General features: G+C 59.4%; 11 protein-coding genes. 3 read left to right on the top strand and 8 right to left on the bottom strand.

Annotation, left to right across the window (positions count from 1 at the left end; genetic code table 11):
* Positions 1-79: 79 nt before the first annotated feature.
* Both C4S72_RS15405 and C4S72_RS15400 read right to left on the bottom strand, forming a co-directional pair.
* The gene (locus C4S72_RS15405) at positions 80-1,609 is read right to left on the bottom strand and encodes a methyl-accepting chemotaxis protein (RefSeq protein WP_160115530.1); all 1,530 of its coding nucleotides are present in this window, start codon (positions 1,607-1,609) and stop codon (positions 80-82) included.
* 349 nt (positions 1,610-1,958) lie between these two features.
* Positions 1,959-2,966: an adenosine deaminase gene (locus C4S72_RS15400; protein WP_104004053.1), complete on the bottom strand. Its 1,008-nt coding sequence runs from the start codon at positions 2,964-2,966 to the stop codon at positions 1,959-1,961.
* Between the two features lie 124 nt (positions 2,967-3,090).
* Between C4S72_RS15400 and C4S72_RS15395 the strand changes: the two genes are divergently transcribed.
* Positions 3,091-5,931, top strand: a complete 2,841-nt coding sequence (locus C4S72_RS15395; RefSeq protein WP_104004052.1) for a bifunctional diguanylate cyclase/phosphodiesterase — start codon at positions 3,091-3,093, stop codon at positions 5,929-5,931.
* Here C4S72_RS15395 and C4S72_RS15390 read toward each other — a convergent pair.
* Positions 5,904-6,806, bottom strand: coding sequence for a helix-turn-helix domain-containing protein (locus tag C4S72_RS15390; protein ID WP_104004051.1), 903 nt, complete (start codon positions 6,804-6,806; stop codon positions 5,904-5,906). The two genes, C4S72_RS15395 and C4S72_RS15390, sit on opposite strands and share 28 nt — an antisense overlap.
* Positions 6,807-7,005: 199 nt before the next feature.
* Here C4S72_RS15390 and C4S72_RS15385 point away from each other — a divergent pair, with 199 nt between their 5' ends.
* Both C4S72_RS15385 and C4S72_RS15380 read left to right on the top strand, forming a co-directional pair.
* Positions 7,006-7,407: a protocatechuate 3,4-dioxygenase gene (locus C4S72_RS15385; RefSeq protein WP_104004050.1), complete on the top strand. Its 402-nt coding sequence runs from the start codon at positions 7,006-7,008 to the stop codon at positions 7,405-7,407.
* Entirely contained in the window at positions 7,400-8,245 is an 846-nt protein-coding gene (locus C4S72_RS15380) for a class III extradiol dioxygenase family protein (protein WP_104004049.1), read from the top strand. Before C4S72_RS15385 ends, C4S72_RS15380 begins: the two co-directional genes overlap by 8 nt.
* A 459-nt stretch (positions 8,246-8,704) precedes the next feature.
* Here C4S72_RS15380 and C4S72_RS15375 read toward each other — a convergent pair whose 3' ends face one another.
* The 5 genes from C4S72_RS15375 to C4S72_RS15355 form a co-directional block, all read right to left on the bottom strand.
* Positions 8,705-9,592, bottom strand: a complete 888-nt coding sequence (locus C4S72_RS15375) for a transglutaminase family protein (protein ID WP_104004048.1) — start codon at positions 9,590-9,592, stop codon at positions 8,705-8,707.
* A complete protein-coding gene (locus C4S72_RS15370) occupies positions 9,589-12,135 on the bottom strand; it encodes a circularly permuted type 2 ATP-grasp protein (RefSeq protein WP_104004047.1) in 2,547 nt (848 codons plus the stop codon). The genes C4S72_RS15375 and C4S72_RS15370 overlap by 4 nt, the downstream gene beginning before the upstream one ends.
* 66 nt (positions 12,136-12,201) lie before the next feature.
* Positions 12,202-15,585, bottom strand: coding sequence for a transglutaminase family protein (locus C4S72_RS15365; protein WP_104004046.1), 3,384 nt, complete (start codon positions 15,583-15,585; stop codon positions 12,202-12,204).
* A gap of 12 nt (positions 15,586-15,597) precedes the next feature.
* Positions 15,598-16,527, bottom strand: coding sequence for an alpha-E domain-containing protein (locus C4S72_RS15360; protein WP_104004045.1), 930 nt, complete (start codon positions 16,525-16,527; stop codon positions 15,598-15,600).
* Between the two features lie 5 nt (positions 16,528-16,532).
* Positions 16,533-17,987 (bottom strand): circularly permuted type 2 ATP-grasp protein, encoded by a 1,455-nt coding sequence (locus C4S72_RS15355; RefSeq protein ID WP_104004044.1) that lies wholly within the window; start codon positions 17,985-17,987, stop codon positions 16,533-16,535.
* Positions 17,988-18,264 lie beyond the last annotated feature (277 nt).

Below are 18,264 nucleotides of genomic sequence, written 5' to 3'. Positions count from 1 at the left end.
CAAGATCCTAGCTTAAGGTCAAAGATTTAAGTGTCGTCAATGTGACACCTAATTCAGAGTAAAGTTGTCGGGCTCTAGCTTATCGTGAAGAGAACGCCTGTACCATGGAGTCCAGAGAGCTGGAAAGGCTGCTCATCTTGTCGCAGGCGTCGCTGGTCTGTCCGGAAGATCTGCGGATGTTTGCCGCCTGAACATTCAGGCTTTCAATATTCTGTCCGATCTCGTTGACCACCGATGATTGTTGCTCCGTAGCGCTTGCTACCTGGAGGCAGCGATCGGCCACATCGGACAGGGTCGTGATCAGGTTGCGGAAGGTGTCGCCGGTGTTCATTGCCTGCTGTTCTATCTCTTCGGTTTCCTGCTGACTCTCCTTCATGATCTGTACGGTACGGCGCACCGCGCTCTGGATCTCTTCCACCATGTTACGGATCTCCTCGGTGGAATTCTTGGTGCGGGTGGCGAGGGTGCGTACCTCGTCGGACACCACCGAGAAGCCACGGCCGTGATCGCCAGCCCTTGCGGCCTCGATCGCAGCGTTCAACGCCAGCAGGTTGGTCTGCTCCGCCACCTGGTTGATCACGGTGATGATCTCTTCGATCTTCTTGGCCTGGGCTTCCAGCTCGGTCGCGGTTTCAAACCCGCTGTTCATCCGTTTGCTGAGGCCGCTTACCGAGCGTACTACGCCGGAGAGAATGCTTTCCCCCTCCTGACAGATGCTTTGGGCATGCAGGCTGGCCTCAGAGGTTCTTCCGGTATTGCTGGCGATCTCATGGGTGGCGCTGGCCAGCTCGGTCACGGCCGCGGCTACCAGTTCGGTTTCCTGGGTCTGTTTTTCGATCTCGGACCGGGAGGCGGAGACCGCTTGGTTGGTCTGGTTAACGGCCTGCTGCAGGGTTTTACTCATATCGCCAAGGCGGCCCAGGATGGTCTTGGCCCTGGCTTCTCCCATGCTCAGGGCCAGCCTGATCTGGCCCAGCTCCGTCATGTCGTCGCAATAGACCTTCTGGATAAGAGGGTTATCGAACAGGGCGCGACTTCTGGCACTGACCTTACTGATGCGGTTGATCAGAACCAGCGGCAGTGTGGTCAGGCCCAGGGCGAGAACTGCACTGACAAGAATCGCGGGCAAGGGAGCACCGAGCAGCCACTGGCTGATCGGCAGCAGGGCGAAGAGTAGAATCGCAACCGCGATCAAGAGGTTGTATGAGCGCCGTTTTATCAGCTTTTCTGCCGGCTTTTTGGCAAGCTCCGCATAGAGCTTTTCGGCGCGGGCGACCGTTGCGTCTTTCGGGACTGTGCGCACGGATTGATAGCCGGTTTTCTTGCCATCCTCGTAAATAGGAGTGACATAGGCATCTACCCAGTAGTGATCGCCGTTTTTGCAGCGGTTTTTGACGATGCCGCGCCAGGGCGTATCGGTTTTCAGGTTGTCCCACATGTTGGCGAATGCGGCGGGGGGCATATCCGGGTGGCGGACGATGTTGTGGGGCTTTCCCTGCATCTCTTCCAGCGAAAAACCTGAAACTTCACAGAAGGCTGCATTAGCATAGGTGATCTGCCCTTTAAGGTCGGTGGTCGAAATGAGCTGTTTGCCGGGAGGAAAAGTCACTGCCTTCCCGGTTGTTGGCATCACCTTCATATGGTCCATCCCCTCTTTAAGCTGCGCCGACAGCTCATGACAGAACAACGCGCAAAACCGAGCCGATGGCCCAGGCTTCGTTCATCCCGTTGTTGCTGGAAATTTATTTTTGTTAAGCCGCATAGACACTTTTAGCCGCAAAGGCAGTTTTAGTAGGTATAGCAGAATCTCGCCATGCGTGAATGACAGGAAACGACAGAGTTAAATGAGATAGCCGCCGGAAGGGAGTGAACCTGATGTGTGGCACTGGTTTAGCGGGTCAGGAGGTGCAAATCTGGGAGGGCAATCCGGCCCGGGGTTTCCCGGACCGGCGGGTTGATCAGGCCAGCTGTTCCAGCGCTTCCAGGTGAGGTGCTTTCTCGGCCTCGCTGAGAAAGCTGGCATTGATGCTGTTACGCGCCAGCTGTATCGCCTGCGCCTCGGTCATGCCGAGTGCGTCGCGTACGGCGATATAGTTCTGCAACAGGTAGCCACCGAAGTAGGCGGGATCATCCGAGTTGATGGTGACGCACATCCCCTGTTCCAGCAGTTGCATGATGTTGTGCTCGGCCATGTCGCCGAACACCTTCAGCCGGGTGTTGGAGAGCGGGCAGACCGTCAGCGGGATCTGTTCGTCGATCAGCTTCTGCACCAGCGCAGGGTCTTCAACGCAGCGCACACCGTGATCGACCCGCTGTACCTTGAGCAGATTCAGCGCCTGCCAGATATAGTCGGCCGGGCCCTCTTCGCCGGCATGGGCGACGATGCCCAGGCCCAGGCGGTGTACCTCGTCAAAGACTCGCTGGAATTTTTCCGGCGGGTTGCCTTTTTCGCCGCTATCCAGCCCGACAGCAACCAGATGTTTGCGCCAGGGCATGGCTTGCTGCAGGGTTGTAAAGGCATCCTCTTCACTCAGATGGCGCAGGAAGCAGAGGATCAGGCGGCTGCTGATGCCGAGTTTTTCCTGGCCGTCGTTCAGGGCGCGGGTGATCCCCTTGAATTGAGTCGACATGGGGATGGAGCGTGCGGTGTGGGTCTGGGGGTCGAAGAAGGGCTCCACATGTACCACGCCGTCGGCGGCGCAGCGCTCCAGGTAGGCCCAGGTCAGGTCGTAGAAATCCTGCTCGGTCTGGAGTACGCCAGCGCCCTGGTAGTAGAGGTCGAGAAAGTCCTGCAGGTTGCCAAATTCATAGGCGCTGCGCAGGGCGTCAACATCGCTGTAGGGCAGTTCCAGGCCGTTGCGTTCTGCCAGTTGGAACATCAGTTCAGGCTCCAGGGTCCCTTCCAGGTGAAGGTGAAGCTCGGCCTTGGGAAGAGTGCGGAGGAATCCGGTATCGGCATCACTCATGTCTTGATACTCCAATTGTTCTGTCGTGTAGAGCTTTCAACTAAGGTTGTATTTATATAAAGTTGCACGATCAAGGAGTTACAGCAAATCTTTTGATTGAATTGGCGTTGCCCTAAGGAGCAGTGTGCAGGTCGCCATTTTCAGGACGTCAGGCCTTATCCTGGCGGTTGCACTGTGTTACCTCGCGGCCGCGTTCCTGGCGTCGGGTGTGGGGCTGCACGAGCAGATCATGCCTTTCTGGGTTCCTGCCGGTGTTGCGCTTGGCGCTGCGTTGCGTTTTGGTGCCCGTATTCTTCCCGGTGTTCTGCTGGGTAATCTCGCTTTTAACCTGCTGATTACGCTGAGCTGGAAAGACAGCATCGATGCGTACAATTTACTGACTGCATCGCTGATCGGCACGGGCGCGGCCCTGCAGGCCGGCGTTTCCGCTTTGCTGATCAAACGCTTTGACGCCTATCCCCTGGCCCCGAAGATGGGGCGCAGTCTGCTCTGGTATGTGCTCCTGGCGGGGCCTGTTTGCTGCGTGATCAGCGCCAGTATCGGCACCAGTGCGGTTTATGAGTTCAGCGATGCCGGCGGTAGTGCCGGCTACTGGAAAGACTGGCTGACCTGGTGGATCGCCGACAGTTTTGGCGCCATTGTCATCACCCCGGTGGTGCTGGCTCTGCTGGTTGGCAAAAGCATGAGTGGTCGCCGCCGGCTGGCGCTGGTGACCCGGTTGGCCATCATTATGGCCGGCGCCCTTATCCTTAATAGCCTGTTCCTGGACCGTCTCAGTAATCAGCTGCGCCGCGATTTCATGCGCGATACCCAGCTTATCGAAGCCCGTTTGTCAGGGATTATGCAGAAGAACATGACGGATCTGGCGACCCTGGGGCGACGCTTTGCCGAAAATGGCACCTATTCTCCGGCTTATTTCGCTGAGGAAGCGGCTGAACTGATAGAGGAAAACCCGGGCTTGCGTGCGTACTCCTGGGATCCGATCGTGCAGCAGAGCGAACGTGAGATGTTCGAGCGGTACACTGCAGAGCTGATCGATGAGCCCGGCTATGCGATCTCCGGTGAGTCGCTGTATCCGGAAGACCCGCTGATACCGGTGCAGATGGTCGAGCCGCGTGAATCGAATCGTACCGCGCTTGGCTTTAACCTTCTGTCGCTTGAGGATCGACGCCGCTCGGTCATTCAGGCCCAGGCGACAGGTCGTGCGGTGGCCACCGAGATTCTTAATCTGACCCAGGCACCGGATCAGCCGGGGTTGCTGATCCTGCAGCCGGTTTACCACATGGGTGGAAACAGCAGCGTGCTGTATCGCCATCGCAACCTGGTCGGCTTCATGGTTGGCGTGTTTACCCTGAACCAGTTGCTGGAGAGCTCCCTGCGCAGTGCGGGGCTCGAGGATATCAGTGTGCGTCTGACCGAGGCGGGCGCCAGAGAGTCGTTTTACTCTGACTTCCCGGCCCAGCCTAACCCGGAGCTCATCGCCGCGTTCGACCTGGATGTGGCGCAGAGAACCTGGCACATGGAAGCTACCCCCAATGCGAACTACATGGCGGCGCATCCGTCCAGTAATGCGGTGGATCTGCAGGGGCTGCTGGCGCTGGTGGCGATTCTCGGCACCATGCTGACGCTGGCCACTCACGACCGCGAGCGTGTGCTGCTGGCCGAGGTGCGACGCCAGACCCAGAGTCTGGCTTACCAGGCCAAGCATGATGATCTGACCGGCCTGCCCAACCGCAGCAACCTGCTGGAGACGCTGAGAGCGCGGCTGACGGGGCCCGATAGTGCTCCCTTTGCTCTGCTGTTTATCGACCTGGATCGCTTCAAGCTGATCAACGACAGCCTGGGGCACCAGGTCGGTGATCATCTGCTGGTCGCGTTGGCACGCAAGCTGGAGCAGCAACTGCCCGAAGACGCCCACCTTTACCGCATGGGTGGTGATGAATTTATCCTGATGGTCGATGGCAATCGGCGGCGCGCTTGCGTCGAGGCGGACAAGCTGCTGATTGCGGCCGGGATGCCTATGGATGTAGACAACATCCGTCTGCAGGTAACCGCCAGTATCGGTATCAGCCTTTACCCTAACCATGGCAACGATCTGGTGACACTGATCAGGTACGCCGACACGGCGATGTATCGCGCCAAGGCTCAGGGCAAGAACCGTTACATGGTGCACAGCGAGGAGTTCAGTAATCAGACCTTCCAGTCGTTCTCACTGGAGCAGGATCTGCGCGTGGCGCTGGAGCAGCGACAGCTGCTGCTGCACTACCAGCCCCAGTTCGACCTGAAGAGCGGCGAACTGCTCGGCACCGAAGCGCTGGTGCGCTGGCAGCACCCCGAACGCGGGCTGCTGGCGCCGGGGGAATTTATCGAACTGGCGGAAGAGACACAGCTGATTATCCCGCTGGGCTGGCAGGTGATCGAATTAGCCTGCGAGCAGGTGGCAAGCTGGAACGAACAGGGGCTGAAGATGCCCTGCGTGGCGGTGAATATATCGCCTCAGCAGCTGCTGCAGATGGACTTCGTTGAGAAGCTCAATGCATTGGTGGACAGCCAGCGGATCTCCCGGGATACCTTCGAGCTGGAGATTACCGAACTGATGATCATGCAGGATCCGGATCTTGCGATGCTGCAGCTGCATAAGCTGCGCGAATCGGGTTATCGCATCGCGCTGGATGATTTCGGTACCGGTTACTCCTCGCTGGATCGTCTCAAGCACCTGCCGCTTGACCGTCTCAAGATCGATCAGGCGTTCACCCGCGATATCGGCAGAAACTCCCGCGACGAGGCGGTGATCCTGACCATTATTGCTCTGGGCAGCGCTCTGGGTATCGAGGTGCTGGCCGAAGGTGTGGAGACTCAGGCCCAGCTGGATTTCCTCTGTAATAACGCCTGCAACAGCGTGCAGGGCTACCTGTTGGGTCGCCCGGTAGCGCCGGATCAGCTGACGCTGGAAGTTCTGTCCTGAGCCTTGAGCTGGCGGAACTCCCGCGGGGAATGCCCGGTGTGACGGCGAAAGAAACGGGTGAAGTAGGCCGGGTCGGAAAAACCCAGCTCATAGGCGATCTCGCTGACCCGCAGAGCGGTGTAGATCAGGCTGCGACGCGCCTCGATAATCAGCCGCTCGTGGATGATCTGTAGTGCATTGCGGCCGGTGAGCTCGCGGCACAACTGATTTAGATAGGGCGCGGTGATACCCAGCTCTTCGGCGTAGCTTTCCACCGTGCGCTGCTGCACATAATCCCGGTTAACCTCATCCAGAAAGCGCTTCAGGTGCAACTGGCCGCGATGCTGGCGCTCGCCTCCACCGAGACGTTGCTCCTCGATCTGTTCCTGCTCCAGCCGCTCAACCCTGACCGTCAGCAGGTTCACAAAGGCCTGCAGCGCGCCATCGCGGGCGCTATCCGGTGGGCGGCGATACTCTTCAAGCAGCATCTCGAACAGCAGGTCCAGCTCCCGGTCCTGTTGTTTAAGCCTCACCAGTGAGGTGTGTGAAAGCGGGACCGGTGTGTCCTGGGAGCGGCGCGCACGCTCAAGCCGTGCGGTGGCTACTGACACCACCGTGCCTGAGACATCGGCGGACCAGGCAAAATCGTGCACGCTCATCGGCGAGATCAGGATCAGGGAGGGGGCTTTGACCTCCAGCCTGCGGCCGTCGATCTTGGCTTCCCCCTGGCCGCGACGCAGGTGAAACACCTGGGTGATTCCGGGGTGACGGTGGGGACGGATTTGGAAACGGTGCTCGCGGGAGCGGGTGATCAGCGGCTCGCAATGCAGGTAATCCGGTGTCTGCTGCCACACTTCCTCCCCGTAAAGCTGCACCGTCGGGATGCTCTTCAGCATAGCCTTCTCCTGTTATCCAGCTGCCGTTTGCGAAATTTCTTATCTTCGAAATGTACAAGTTTTTCCGCTAAATGTCCCTTCTTGTTAAAGGGGTAAAAGGGGAGCATAGACCTCGTTCAACAACGCTGCCCCAGCAAACGGGTGGCCGCAAACCCCAGATCCTTAACCCATTACTAATAACAAACAGAGGAGATTCATCATGGCGTGGCGTCAACACGATTACGATGAGATTCCCGGTACCTATGTCTTTGATGGCAAGCGTTCCCACTCCGGTTATGCCCTGAACCGCATGGCGTTTTCTTTCAACTCCGAAGCAAACCGCCAGGAATTTGCCGCCGACATGGATGCTTACTGCCGCAAATACGGGCTGAGCGACGAGCAGCGGGAAGCTGTACTCAATGGTGAATTTCTGAAGTTGCTGCAGATGGGTGGCAATATTTACTACCTGGCCAAGATCGCGGTCTTCCACGGTATGACCGTGCAGGATGCCGGTGCTGCATTCCACGGTATCACCACCGACGAGTTCAAGCAGATCCTGCTGAACAATGCATCCGGTTTTGAAGAGCGTCTTAAGCAGGAAGGAGGGTTCTGGCATGGCTAAAATTATCGGTGGCCTGACCACCTCTCATATCCCGGCGATCGGCAACGCCATGTACAGCAAACTGGAGCAGGAGCCGTACTGGAAACGTTTCTTCGACGGCTACGAGCCGGTCAAAGCCTGGCTAGACGAGATGCAGCCGGACCTGGCGATCGTCGTTTACAACGACCACGGCCTGAACTTCTTCCTCAATCAGGTACCGACCTTTGCCCTGGGTTGCGCCGACAGCTACCAGAACGACGACGAGGGTTGGGGCATCCCGGCCAGCGCCGACGTGAAAGGCGATGCCGAACTGTCCTGGCATATCGCCGAAACCATGATCCGCGACGAGTTCGACATCACCACCTGTCAGGAGATGAAGGTCGACCACGGCTTCATGGTGCCGATGAACCTGTTCTGGCGCGACAAGCCGACCACGAATTGGCCGAAGGCGATCCCGCTGGCGGTCAACACTGTGCAGCATCCGCTGACCAGCGCCAAGCGCTGCTACGACCTGGGCAAATCGTTGCGCAAAGCGATCGATTCCTACCCGGAAGATATGAAAGTGGTCGTGATCGGTACCGGTGGTCTGTCCCACCAGCTGCAGGGCGAACGCGCCGGCATCATCGACGTGGATTTCGATCTGGAGTGCATGGACAAGATCATCAACGAACCGAGCTGGATGACCGGTCTGAGCAACGACTACATCATGGAAAAGGCCGGCACCGAAGGCATCGAAGTGATCATGTGGATGGTGATGCGCGGCGCCCTGAACGACAAGGTCAACGTGTTGCACAAACACTACCACGCACCGATCTCCAACACCGGAGCAGGGGTGCTGTTGCTCACGGATGCGGAGTGAGTTTCCGCTACGTCAGTAATGCTTTGCCTTTGAGTAAGGCCTAACGCAGGTTTCGCCTGCTGGCGAGTCAAGGCGCTTGTGCGGACAAGCGCCTTAACAATCCCAAACCGCCCCTGCTGCTTGGTCGGCTACGCCGACTGCCCTGTGCTTCTCGCCTGAAAGAGCGGGGCCTGAAACTCGCGACTTCGTCGCTCAGACAGCCGGCCCCTTGTTTCTCTTTCAGTCTGCGATGCTCGGCTGCGCAGAAGGGGACAAGGGTGCGCTGAGAGAGTGTGGGGGTTGAAAGCCGTAAATATAAAGCCCAGGCTTGAAAGCCTGGGCTTCTTCGTTTGGGCTAATCGCATTGTCCCATGGGTTAGGAGCGAAGCTCTCGTCGCGATAAGCCGCTTTGGTTCTGATTTACCGCGGTGTCTACTTCAATCAGTGCTGAGATTATTCGGCCCTTCGGTTGCGGGCCTCCTACGACTCCGGCATCGCCGCCACATCCACCGATACTTCCAGCTTCTGCGACCCGCCACCATCGAAAATAACACCCCGCAACGGCGTCACATCGCCATAATCCCGGCCCATGGCCGTGGTGATGTGCTGTTCGGATGGGATGTTGTCGTTGGTTGGGTCGAACTCGAACCAGCCTTCGCCCGGGGAGTAAACCGCGAACCAGGCGTGGGAGGCATCGGAACCCACCAGCTTTTCCTGTCCTGGCGGCGGCAGGGTTTCCAGGTAGCCGCTAACGTAGCGCGCGGCGTAACCTAAGGATCTTAGGCAGGCGATCGCCAGATGGGCGAAATCCTGGCAGACACCGCGCTTGTGCTCGAGCACCTCATTCAGCGGTGTGGCCACGGTGCTGAAGCCCGGATCGTATTTGAAGTCCTGGAAGATACGGCTGGTCAGCTCCCGCACTGCCGACAGCAGCGGGCGATCCGGCGTGAAAATCGGCGCCGCATATTCGCGCACCTGTTCGCTGGCGCGGATCATCGGAGAATCCAGGCAGAACTCCCGTGCCAGCAGCGTCTCTTCATCCACCGCCATGCGGGTCAGCTCCAGGGCGCGGGCGCAGCTGTTGCCCAGGTCCAGGTCAAAATTCATCTGTGGTTGCAGGGTCTTGATCTGGCTGGTGACGTCGATCTGCAGCGCCTTGTGCGATTCCTGGATGGAAAAGTAGTAGTAGAGATTGGAGTAGAAGTCTTCTCTGCGCACGCTGTACACCGGTGTCGGTGTAATGCGGATCTGGGTGCTCAGGCACTGCTGGCGTGGAGTGTTGCGCGGCAGCAGGTGGGCACGGTTGTAGCAGAGTGAGACCGGCGATACGTATTCGTAGCGGGTGACGTGGCGGATACGGTAGATCATGGCTCTTCGCTCCAGCCTGTGTGCACAAGTTGCTGCGGCCCGCTGCGATGGTCGAAGTAGCGGTCGGAAATTGCAGTGGCCACTTTGCTCAGCAGGGTCTGGACCCGTGCCAGACGCTTATCCAGCGCTTCGCGCACGCCGCTGTCTTCGCCGGCGTTGGCCAGTTCGGCCGGACGGCTCAGCTGTACCAATGTCAGTGCTTCCAGAATGGCGCGGTGCTCCTCGCTCAAGACCGGTGAGCGATCACGGTTTTGCAGCTGTTCGATATGCTGGCGTAGCAGGTCCACCTGGTAATGCAATGAGCGCGGGTTGGTCTTGTCGAGCATGATCAGTGTCAGACCGTGATCCAGCTGCGGACGAGTGCGGTAACGGCGGCGGTAGGTGATCAGTACTTCGGAGGTAAGCAGCACGGTTTCGATCACCTGCTCCTGTTCAGAGTCTTCCAGCACCGGCACCAGCATGGCGCGCAGCAGGGAGGTGCTCTGCAGGGTACGCTCCAGGCGGCGGCCCAGTTCCAGGAAGCGCCAGCCAAAGCCGCGGATCATGCTCTCCTGGGTCAGGCCGGAAAGCGCCAGCAACGAGGTAACCAGCGGGTCCAGTGCCTCTTCGGGCGCCACCGACAGGCCGTTGCCGAGCAGCTGTGGCAGCTGGGCCAACTCGTCGCGCAGGTCATTGATGACACGATGACTGTCCGCAGACAGCATCTCCTTGGTCTCCTCGCTACAGTTAAGCATGGCGTGAAGGTTGGCGGTGATGCTGCCGGGGCGGCGGCGATCCAGGATTACCGACATCAGCTCTTTTTCAGGCTGCGACAGTAGTTCGGCACTGTCCTGGGTAAAGCCTGGATAGGTAGTGGTCACCTGGGTGACCGCCTTGAGCATCAGATCGTGCACCGTGGTAGGCAGGTAGCTGAGGCTGTTGAGCTGGATCAGCACCGTGCGCAGCAGGCGCATGCCGGCTTCGGCGCGCTCACTGTAGCGTCCGAGCCAGAACAGGTTTTCCACCACGCGGCTGGGCAGGTCGCTGGTCTGGTCTTCGGTGAAGGTGGCGCTGCGCTCCTCGATGTAGCTGATCTGTCGCTGTGGCTCGGAAGCGATGACCCAGGTGTCCTTACTGGTGGCGCCGAGCTGGTTGGACACGATCCACTGCTCGTCACCGCTGGCGACACGGGTCAGTCCGCCCGGCATGATGCTGTAGGCACTCTGGTCGGCCACGGCGAAGCTGCGCAACACGGTGGAACGGGCTTTCAGCTCACCGTTCTGCCAGGAAGGGGATGACCCCGGCAGGTTCGCCTGCTGGGCGATGAAATGCATCGGGTTGCTGTTGATGCGGGCCTTGAGTTCCTCCAGCTTTTCCTTGCTCAGGCTCGCGCCATAGATACTGTGATCACCGCTGCGCCGTGCGGTCGGCTTGATGATCAGCTTGTTCAGGTTGTCGAGCATGTACTTCAGATCATCAGGCTCACCGCCCCACCAGGTCTGGGTCGAGGGCAACTGCAGCTCGTGGCCGAGGAAGAACTCGGCGACCTTGGGCATAAACTTGTGCAGCGCCGGATTTTCCAGCACGCCGGTACCCAGGGGGTTGGTGATCACCACGTTGCCGGCGCGGGCGACCTCCAGGAGGCCAGGCACGCCAAGGTGCGAGTCGGCGCGCAGTTCCACCGGATCGCACCAGGTGTCGTCGACGCGGCGCATGATGATGTCGACCCGGTGCAGGCCATCCAGAGATTTCATCCAGACATAGCCGTTGCGCACGGTCAAATCGCCACCCTGGACCAATGAATAACCCAGGTAGTTGGCTAGGTAAGTGTGTTCGAAATAGGTTTCGCTGTAGGCGCCGGGCGTCAGGATTACCACCCGCGGCGAATCGCCGTTAGGCGAGAGCGACGCCATTTTTCGGCGTAGCGCCTGGAAATAGAGCGACAGCCGGTGCACCTGGCTGTCACGGAATAGACTGGGAAGCACACGAGACATCACTGTGCGGTTTTCCAGTGCATAGCCGGCGCCGCTGGGCGCCTGCGTACGGTCGCCGATCACCACCATATTGCCGTCGCCACCGCGTACCATGTCGACAGCGTGAAAGATCAGCTGCTTATCCCCGGGCAGGCGCAAGCCCTGACAGGGACGCAGAAAACCGTGGTGTGAATAGACCAGTTCCGGCGGCAGGATACGCTGCCGGATCAGTTCCCGGGGGCCGTAGAGGTCCTTAAGCACCAAGTCGAACAGCTCGGCGCGTTCGATCAGGCCGGTTTCGATGCGGCTCCACTCTTCACTGCCGATTACCAGCGGGACGGGATCAAGGCCCCAGGTACGACTGTTCTCCGTCTCTGAAGAGATGTTGTAGGTCGCGCCGTCATCCCTGAGGATGCGTTCGGCCTTGCGCTGCCGCTCCTGAAGGCCGGCATCACCCATGCTGCCGAGCCCCTCGAGCAGGTAACGCCAATGCTCGCGGATCTCGCCATCCGGCCCGAACACCTCGTCATAAAAGGTGTCTGGTCGGGCATAGTTGAGCAGGCTCTGGGGGAGCTGCGTCGTCTCTTGCATCGCCACGTGGTCTGTTTAGCTCTTATTTAGTCTTCCGGGAGCGACATCATAGGAGATTTACCCCCTTCAGGCTAATCCACGCCGCAGATCCAGGGTGTAGGGATACTCACCCGTGGGTTCTTCCGGTGGTGGCGCCATCGGCCTTGGGCCCTGCTCGTTCGGGAAGAACTCGCGCAGCGCCTCGTGGAACGGCGGCGGAGTTACCGCACCCGGCGTATGACCGTGATCCCAGTAGCGATTCACCCGGCGTGACTCTGCCTCAAAGGCGTTGATCGGCTGGGTATCGTAGCTGCGACCGCCCGGATGGCTGACGTGGTAAGTACAGCCGCCGATGGAGTGGCCGTTCCAGGTATCGATCAGGTCAAACACCAGCGGTGCGTGCACACCGATGGTTGGGTGCAGCGCCGAAGGCGGGTTCCAGGCGCGGTAGCGTACGCCGCCGACATATTCGCCGTGGCGACCGGTGTTGTTCAGCGGTACGCGGCGACCGTTACAGGCGAGCACGTAACGGCCGTCGGTGAGGCCGTTGACCTTCACCTGCAGGCGCTCGACGGAGGAATCCACGTAGCGGGCAGTACCGAAGCTGGAGATCTCCTCACCGAGTACATGCCAGGGCTCTATCGCCCAGCGCAGTTCGATCTGGATATCGTCGATCTGCACGCGACCGTAGTGCGGGAAGCGGAACTCCTCGAACGGTGCCAGCCACTCCAGCTGGAACGGCAGGCCGTGCGCCTGAAGATCGTTGACCACGGCACGCAGATCCGACCAGACGTAGTGCGGCAGCATGAAGCGGTCGTGCAGCTCGGTGCCCCAGCGGACCAGCGGCTGTTTGTACGGCTCTTTCCAGAAGCGGGCGACCAGCGCGCGCAGCAGCAGTACCTGCACCAGCGACATCTGCGGATGCGGCGGCATCTCAAAGCCACGGAATTCAAGAATCCCCTGACGTCCGGAGGCGGTACCCGGTGCGTAGAGCTTGTCGATACAGAACTCGGAGCGATGGGTGTTACCAGTGATATCCACCAGCAGGTTGCGCATCAGGCGGTCCACCAGCCAGGGCTGGTCGATCAGCCCTTCCGGCATCTGCTGGAAGGCGATCTCCAGCTCGTAGAGCGCTTCATGACGACCCTCGTCGACACGCGGTGCCTGGCTGGTCGGGCCGATAAACATACCGGAGAACAGGTAAGACAGGGCCGGGTGGTGCTGCCAGTAGGTCACCAGTGAACGCAGCAGGTCGGGGCGACGCAGCAGCGGGCTGTCCGCCGGCGTTACGCCGCCCAGGGTGACATGGTTACCGCCACCGGTACCGCCATGGCGGCCGTCGATCATGAACTTCTCGGTGCCAAGGCGTGACAGGCGAGCTTCGTCATAAAGAACGTTGGTGTTTTCCACCAGCTCCTTCCAGCTGCCCGCCGGATGGATATTGACCTCGATAACGCCGGGATCCGGGGTGACCAGCAGTTTCTGCAGGCGGGAATCCTTGGGCGGCTCATAGCCTTCGATCACTACCGGCAGATTGAGCTCAGCGGCGGTGTGCTCGATGGCGTTGATCAGGTCAACGTAATGCTCCAGGTAATGAAGCGGTGGCAGGAACAGGTAGAGTCGACCGTCGCGCGGCTCAATGGAGAGCGCCGTTTTGACGATATCCACCCAGCGACCTTCGCCCTTGGGCTCATTTTCATCATCCGCACTGTCCATCATCTGGCGGTGGTCAGCGGTGTTCGGCGGCTCGGCCGGCGGCACCATGCTGGCGAATGGACGGTAGCTTGGCAGTGGCTCCTGCTCGGCAAACGGGTCGCGCTCGGGGTCGATATCCTGCTTCTCACGAGCCACCCAGGGCAGGGTGCTCAGTGGCAGACGGAAGCCCAGCGGCGAGTCGCCGGGGATCAGTGTCAGTTCATCGCGGCGCAGCTCCCAGGGGGAGGAACGCCAGCCCTGTTTGCCGTAGTCCCAGCCCAGCGGCAGCACGTAACCTGTGGGGGTATCCAGGCCGCGATCCAGCAGTTTGGCCAGACGCTTACGCTCCAGATCATCCTTCAGATTGACCTTTTTCGGATCCACATTGACCGGAAGCTGCTGCTCCTGCCAGAGGTAGTAAAGCGCATCTTCACGGGCGTCGATCAGGTATTTGTGATCCAGCGACAGGCGTTCACACAGGGTTTTCATGAACCACTGGGCTTCGGCCAGGCCGTGGCCGTAGTTCTTGTCGACACGGGCCAGCAGCTTGGGGTCGTGCCAGAGCGCTTCGCCATCGGTGCGCCAGTAGCAGCCCAGGGCCCAGCGCGGTACTTCCTCGCCGGGGTACCACTTACCCTGGCCATAATGCAGCAGGCCCTTGGGTGCGAAACGCTCGCGCAGGCGCAGCAGCAGATCCTTGGCCAGCTTCAGCTTGTCATCGCCGAGCGCCTCGATATTCCACTGCGCCGAATCCATATCATCGATGGAGACGAAGGTGGGCTCGCCACCCATGGTCAGGCGCACGTCGCCCTCGGTGAGTTCCTCGTCGATCGCCTTGCCCAGCGCATCGATGCAGGCCCACTGCTCTTCGCTGTAGGGCTTGGTGACTCGCGGATCCTCATGGATGCGATACACCTCGTTGACATAGGCGAACTCTACCTCGCACTTGTCGGTGTAACCGGTAATCGGCGCAGCCGAAGCGGGGGAGGGAGTGCAGGCCAGCGGGATATGACCCTCGCCGGCAAACAGGCCTGAAGTGGGGTCGAGACCGACCCAGCCGGCGCCAGGGATATAAACCTCGCACCAGGCGTGCAGATCGGTGAAATCCTGGGCGGCGCCGGAAGGCCCGTCCAGGGCTTCCTGGTCCTGCTTAAGCTGCACCAGGTAGCCGGAAACGAAACGTGCGGCCAGGCCCAGCTTGCGCAGAATCTGCACCAGCAGCCAGCCGGTATCGCGGCAGGAGCCCTTGGCCAGGGTCAGGGTTTCCTCGCAGGTCTGAACGCCGGGCTCCATGCGGATACCGTACTCGATCTCCTGTTCAAGACGCTGGTTCAGCGCCACCAGGAAGTCGATGATGCGTGTCTCTTTGCGGGAGACGCCGTCTACCCAGGCATCGAGCTGCTCGCTCTCTTCCATCACCTCCAGGTAGGGTTCCAGCTCCTTCTTCAGCGAGTCGTCGTAGTCGAACGGGTAATTCTCGGCGTACTCCTCAACGAAGAAGTCGAACGGGTTGATCACCGTCATATCGGCGATCACTTCCACGTCGAACTTGAATTTGCGGGTCTTTTCCGGGAACACCAGGCGCGCCTGGTAGTTGCCGAAAGGGTCCTGCTGCCAGTTGATAAAGTGGTTTTCCGGCTCGATCTTCAGGCTGTACCCGTGGATATGGGTGCGCGAATGCGCGGCCGGGCGCAGACGCAGCACATGGGGTGAAAGGGATACGGCTCGGTCGAAGTTATATTCGGTCGAGTGGCGGATCGCGATGCGGATAGTCACGTTTTAAATCCCTCAGGGTACGGGAAACCAGGTTGCGGCGATCGCTTCATGCAGTTCGCCCAGTTGAACCTGGAGATCGTTAAGATAGTCGCGGAACGGCTGTCCCAGATCGGTATCTTCTTCGGCCAGGCGCGGCTCCGGCTTGATCGCCTTGATCACCTTACGCACGGCGTCGTTCTTGGGCAGCTTGGCCGCAGCTACATCCATCTGCATCAGACAGAACTGGAACGCGCGCGGGAAGTGCGGATCTTCAAGCATAAAGTTGGCGACGTCAGGGCCATAGACCGCGCCTTTCAGCGTGCGGCGGTAGCTCATATAGGCACTGGCAGAGCGCAACACGTTACCCCAGACGATCTGGCGCAGGTTAACGCTGGCATCGCCGTTGGCCTGCAGCAGACCGAAGGCGCCGGCATCGAGGATACGGGTGGTCATATCCGCCCGTTCCAGATCGCGGCCGAGTTTCATGAACTGCCAGCCGGCATCGTGACTCATGGTGCCGTAGAGCAGGCCGGAGAGCATCTGGCAGCCCTTGATTACCTCGGAAAGATAATCATGACGGCGGCTGCGGTTGATCCCCAGCTGGATGTTGTTCTTGGCATAGAGGTAAACCTCGTTGATCAGCTCCCAGGTTTCCGCCGGCACCACATCTCGGGAGGTACGGATGTTCTCGCGTACCATCTTCAATGCAGTCAGCATGGAACTGGGGTTGGTATCGTCCGCGAGCATGAACTTGACGACGTTACGCTCGTCCTGGACCTTGTAGCGATCTTCAAACAGCTCGGTGGCGCTGTTCAGAACCACCAGGTTGTACCAGCCGATGTTGATATCCTTGGGCAGGTCAAACAGCAGCTTGTCGTACACGCTGACCAGGCGGGCGGTGTTCTCAACACGCTCGATATAACGCGCCGTCCAGTAGAGGCGCTCGGCAACTTTAGACAACATAATGATCAGGCCTCCCCAGTCTCGACAATCCAGGTATCTTTACTGCCGCCACCCTGCGATGAGTTGACCACCAGTGAACCCTTGCGCATCGCTACGCGGGTCAAACCGCCGGTAGTGACGTAGATATCCTCGCCCTGGAGGATGAACGGGCGCAGATCGAGATGGCGCGGTTCCAGTGCGTTTTTCTCCACCATGGTGGGTGCGGTGGAGAGGGCCAGTGTCGGCTGGGCGATATAGTTACGCGGATTTTCCTTGATCAGCTTGGCGAACGCGGCCTGATCCTTCTTGGTGGAGTGCGGGCCTACCAGCATGCCGTAGCCGCCGGATTCGTTGGCCGGTTTAACCACCAGTTTGTCCAGGTTCTCAAGCACGTACTCACGCTGCTCCGGATCTTCGCAGAGGAAGGTTTTGACGTTCGGGATGATCGGTTCCTCGTTGAGGTAATAACGGATGATATCCGGCACGTAGGCGTAAACCACCTTGTCGTCCGCTACACCCGCGCCCGGGGCATTGGCCAGGCCCACGTTGCCTTTCTGCCAGGCGCGCATCAGGCCGGGAACACCGAGCACCGAGTCCTTGCGGAACACTTCCGGATCGAGGAACAGGTCGTCGATACGGCGATAGATCACATCCACCCGCTCCAGACCGCTGATGGTGCGCATATAGACGCAGTCATCATCGTTGACCACCAGGTCAGAACCTTCGACCAGCTCAACACCCATCTGCTGCGCCAGGAAGGCGTGCTCAAAGTAGGCAGAGTTGAAGATGCCCGGAGTCAGAACCACGACCACCGGTTTCTTCACCTTACGCGGCGATAATGACACCAGCGTGTCGAACAGGTTGGAGCAGTAATCATCCACCGGCAGGATTCTGTCGTTCTCGAAAAGCTCCGGCAGGACGCGCTTGGTGATCGCCCGGTTTTCCAGCATGTAGGAAACGCCGGAGGGAACGCGCAGGTTATCTTCCAGCACGTAGAACTCGCCGTCGCTATCGCGCACCAAATCGGTGCCGCAGATGTGTGCCCAGACCCCAAAAGGGGGCGAGACGCCGACGCATTCGGGACGGAAGTTCTTGGAGTTGGTGACCAGATGCTCCGGCACTATGCCGTCTTTTATGATTTTCTGGTCGTGGTAGAGGTCGTCGATAAACAGGTTCAGCGCCTTTAGACGCTGCTTGAGGCCGGCGGCCGTTTTGGCCCACTGCTTGGCTGAAATGGTGCGGGGTATGATGTCAAAGGGCCAGGCGCGATCAATATTGCCCTCTTCGGTGTAGACGGTGAAGCTTACGCCCATCTCTTGAATCGTGGCTTCCGCCATTTGTCGGCGGCTTTCTACTTCATCTTCACTGAGTGAGCCAAGGTAAGAAATCAAGCGCTTGGCTGGGAGTCGGGGGTTACCCGCCGGGGTGACAAGTTCGTCGAAAAAGTCCTGAGGTTCGTATCTCTTCCAATCCATACTCATGCCTGAGCCTTTGATATTCTGGTGGCCGTTATTAGGTTCGGCGGGGAAGCATGCTGAACCCTTATCTTAGGTTTGCTGGCCGACCGGGATTTGCCCGGTACGGGGGACGCTCAATTCAACTCCTTAACTCGTTGCACACGAAAACAGTGTGTGCAATATACAAGCCAGACCTGCTCTGTCTGAGGGAGGTCTCAAGTGTTGCTCATACCGCGGCAACACTGACCGGAGTGCCCCCAGCTCTCACCCTAACATGGCATATATAACGTTTTTATTATGT

The sequence above is a fragment of the Marinobacterium lutimaris genome (genome assembly GCF_900108065.1).
GTDB lineage: Bacteria > Pseudomonadota > Gammaproteobacteria > Pseudomonadales > Balneatricaceae > Marinobacterium_D > Marinobacterium_D lutimaris.
Note: the sequence above shows the minus strand (reverse complement) of the source record. Positions and strands in the feature narration are given on the sequence as shown.

Excerpts from the sequence above, each read along its gene's own strand:
- C4S72_RS15400 (WP_104004053.1), bottom strand. The coding sequence starts at position 2,966 with ATGAGTGATGCCGATACCGGATTCCTCCGCACTCTTCCCAAGGCCGAG.
- C4S72_RS15390 (WP_104004051.1), bottom strand. The coding sequence starts at position 6,806 with ATGCTGAAGAGCATCCCGACGGTGCAGCTTTACGGGGAGGAAGTGTGG.
- C4S72_RS15385 (WP_104004050.1), top strand. The coding sequence starts at position 7,006 with ATGGCGTGGCGTCAACACGATTACGATGAGATTCCCGGTACCTATGTC.
- C4S72_RS15380 (WP_104004049.1), top strand. The coding sequence starts at position 7,400 with ATGGCTAAAATTATCGGTGGCCTGACCACCTCTCATATCCCGGCGATC.
- C4S72_RS15375 (WP_104004048.1), bottom strand. The coding sequence starts at position 9,592 with ATGATCTACCGTATCCGCCACGTCACCCGCTACGAATACGTATCGCCG.
- C4S72_RS15370 (WP_104004047.1), bottom strand. The coding sequence starts at position 12,135 with ATGCAAGAGACGACGCAGCTCCCCCAGAGCCTGCTCAACTATGCCCGA.
- C4S72_RS15360 (WP_104004045.1), bottom strand. The coding sequence starts at position 16,527 with ATGTTGTCTAAAGTTGCCGAGCGCCTCTACTGGACGGCGCGTTATATC.
- C4S72_RS15355 (WP_104004044.1), bottom strand. The coding sequence starts at position 17,987 with ATGAGTATGGATTGGAAGAGATACGAACCTCAGGACTTTTTCGACGAA.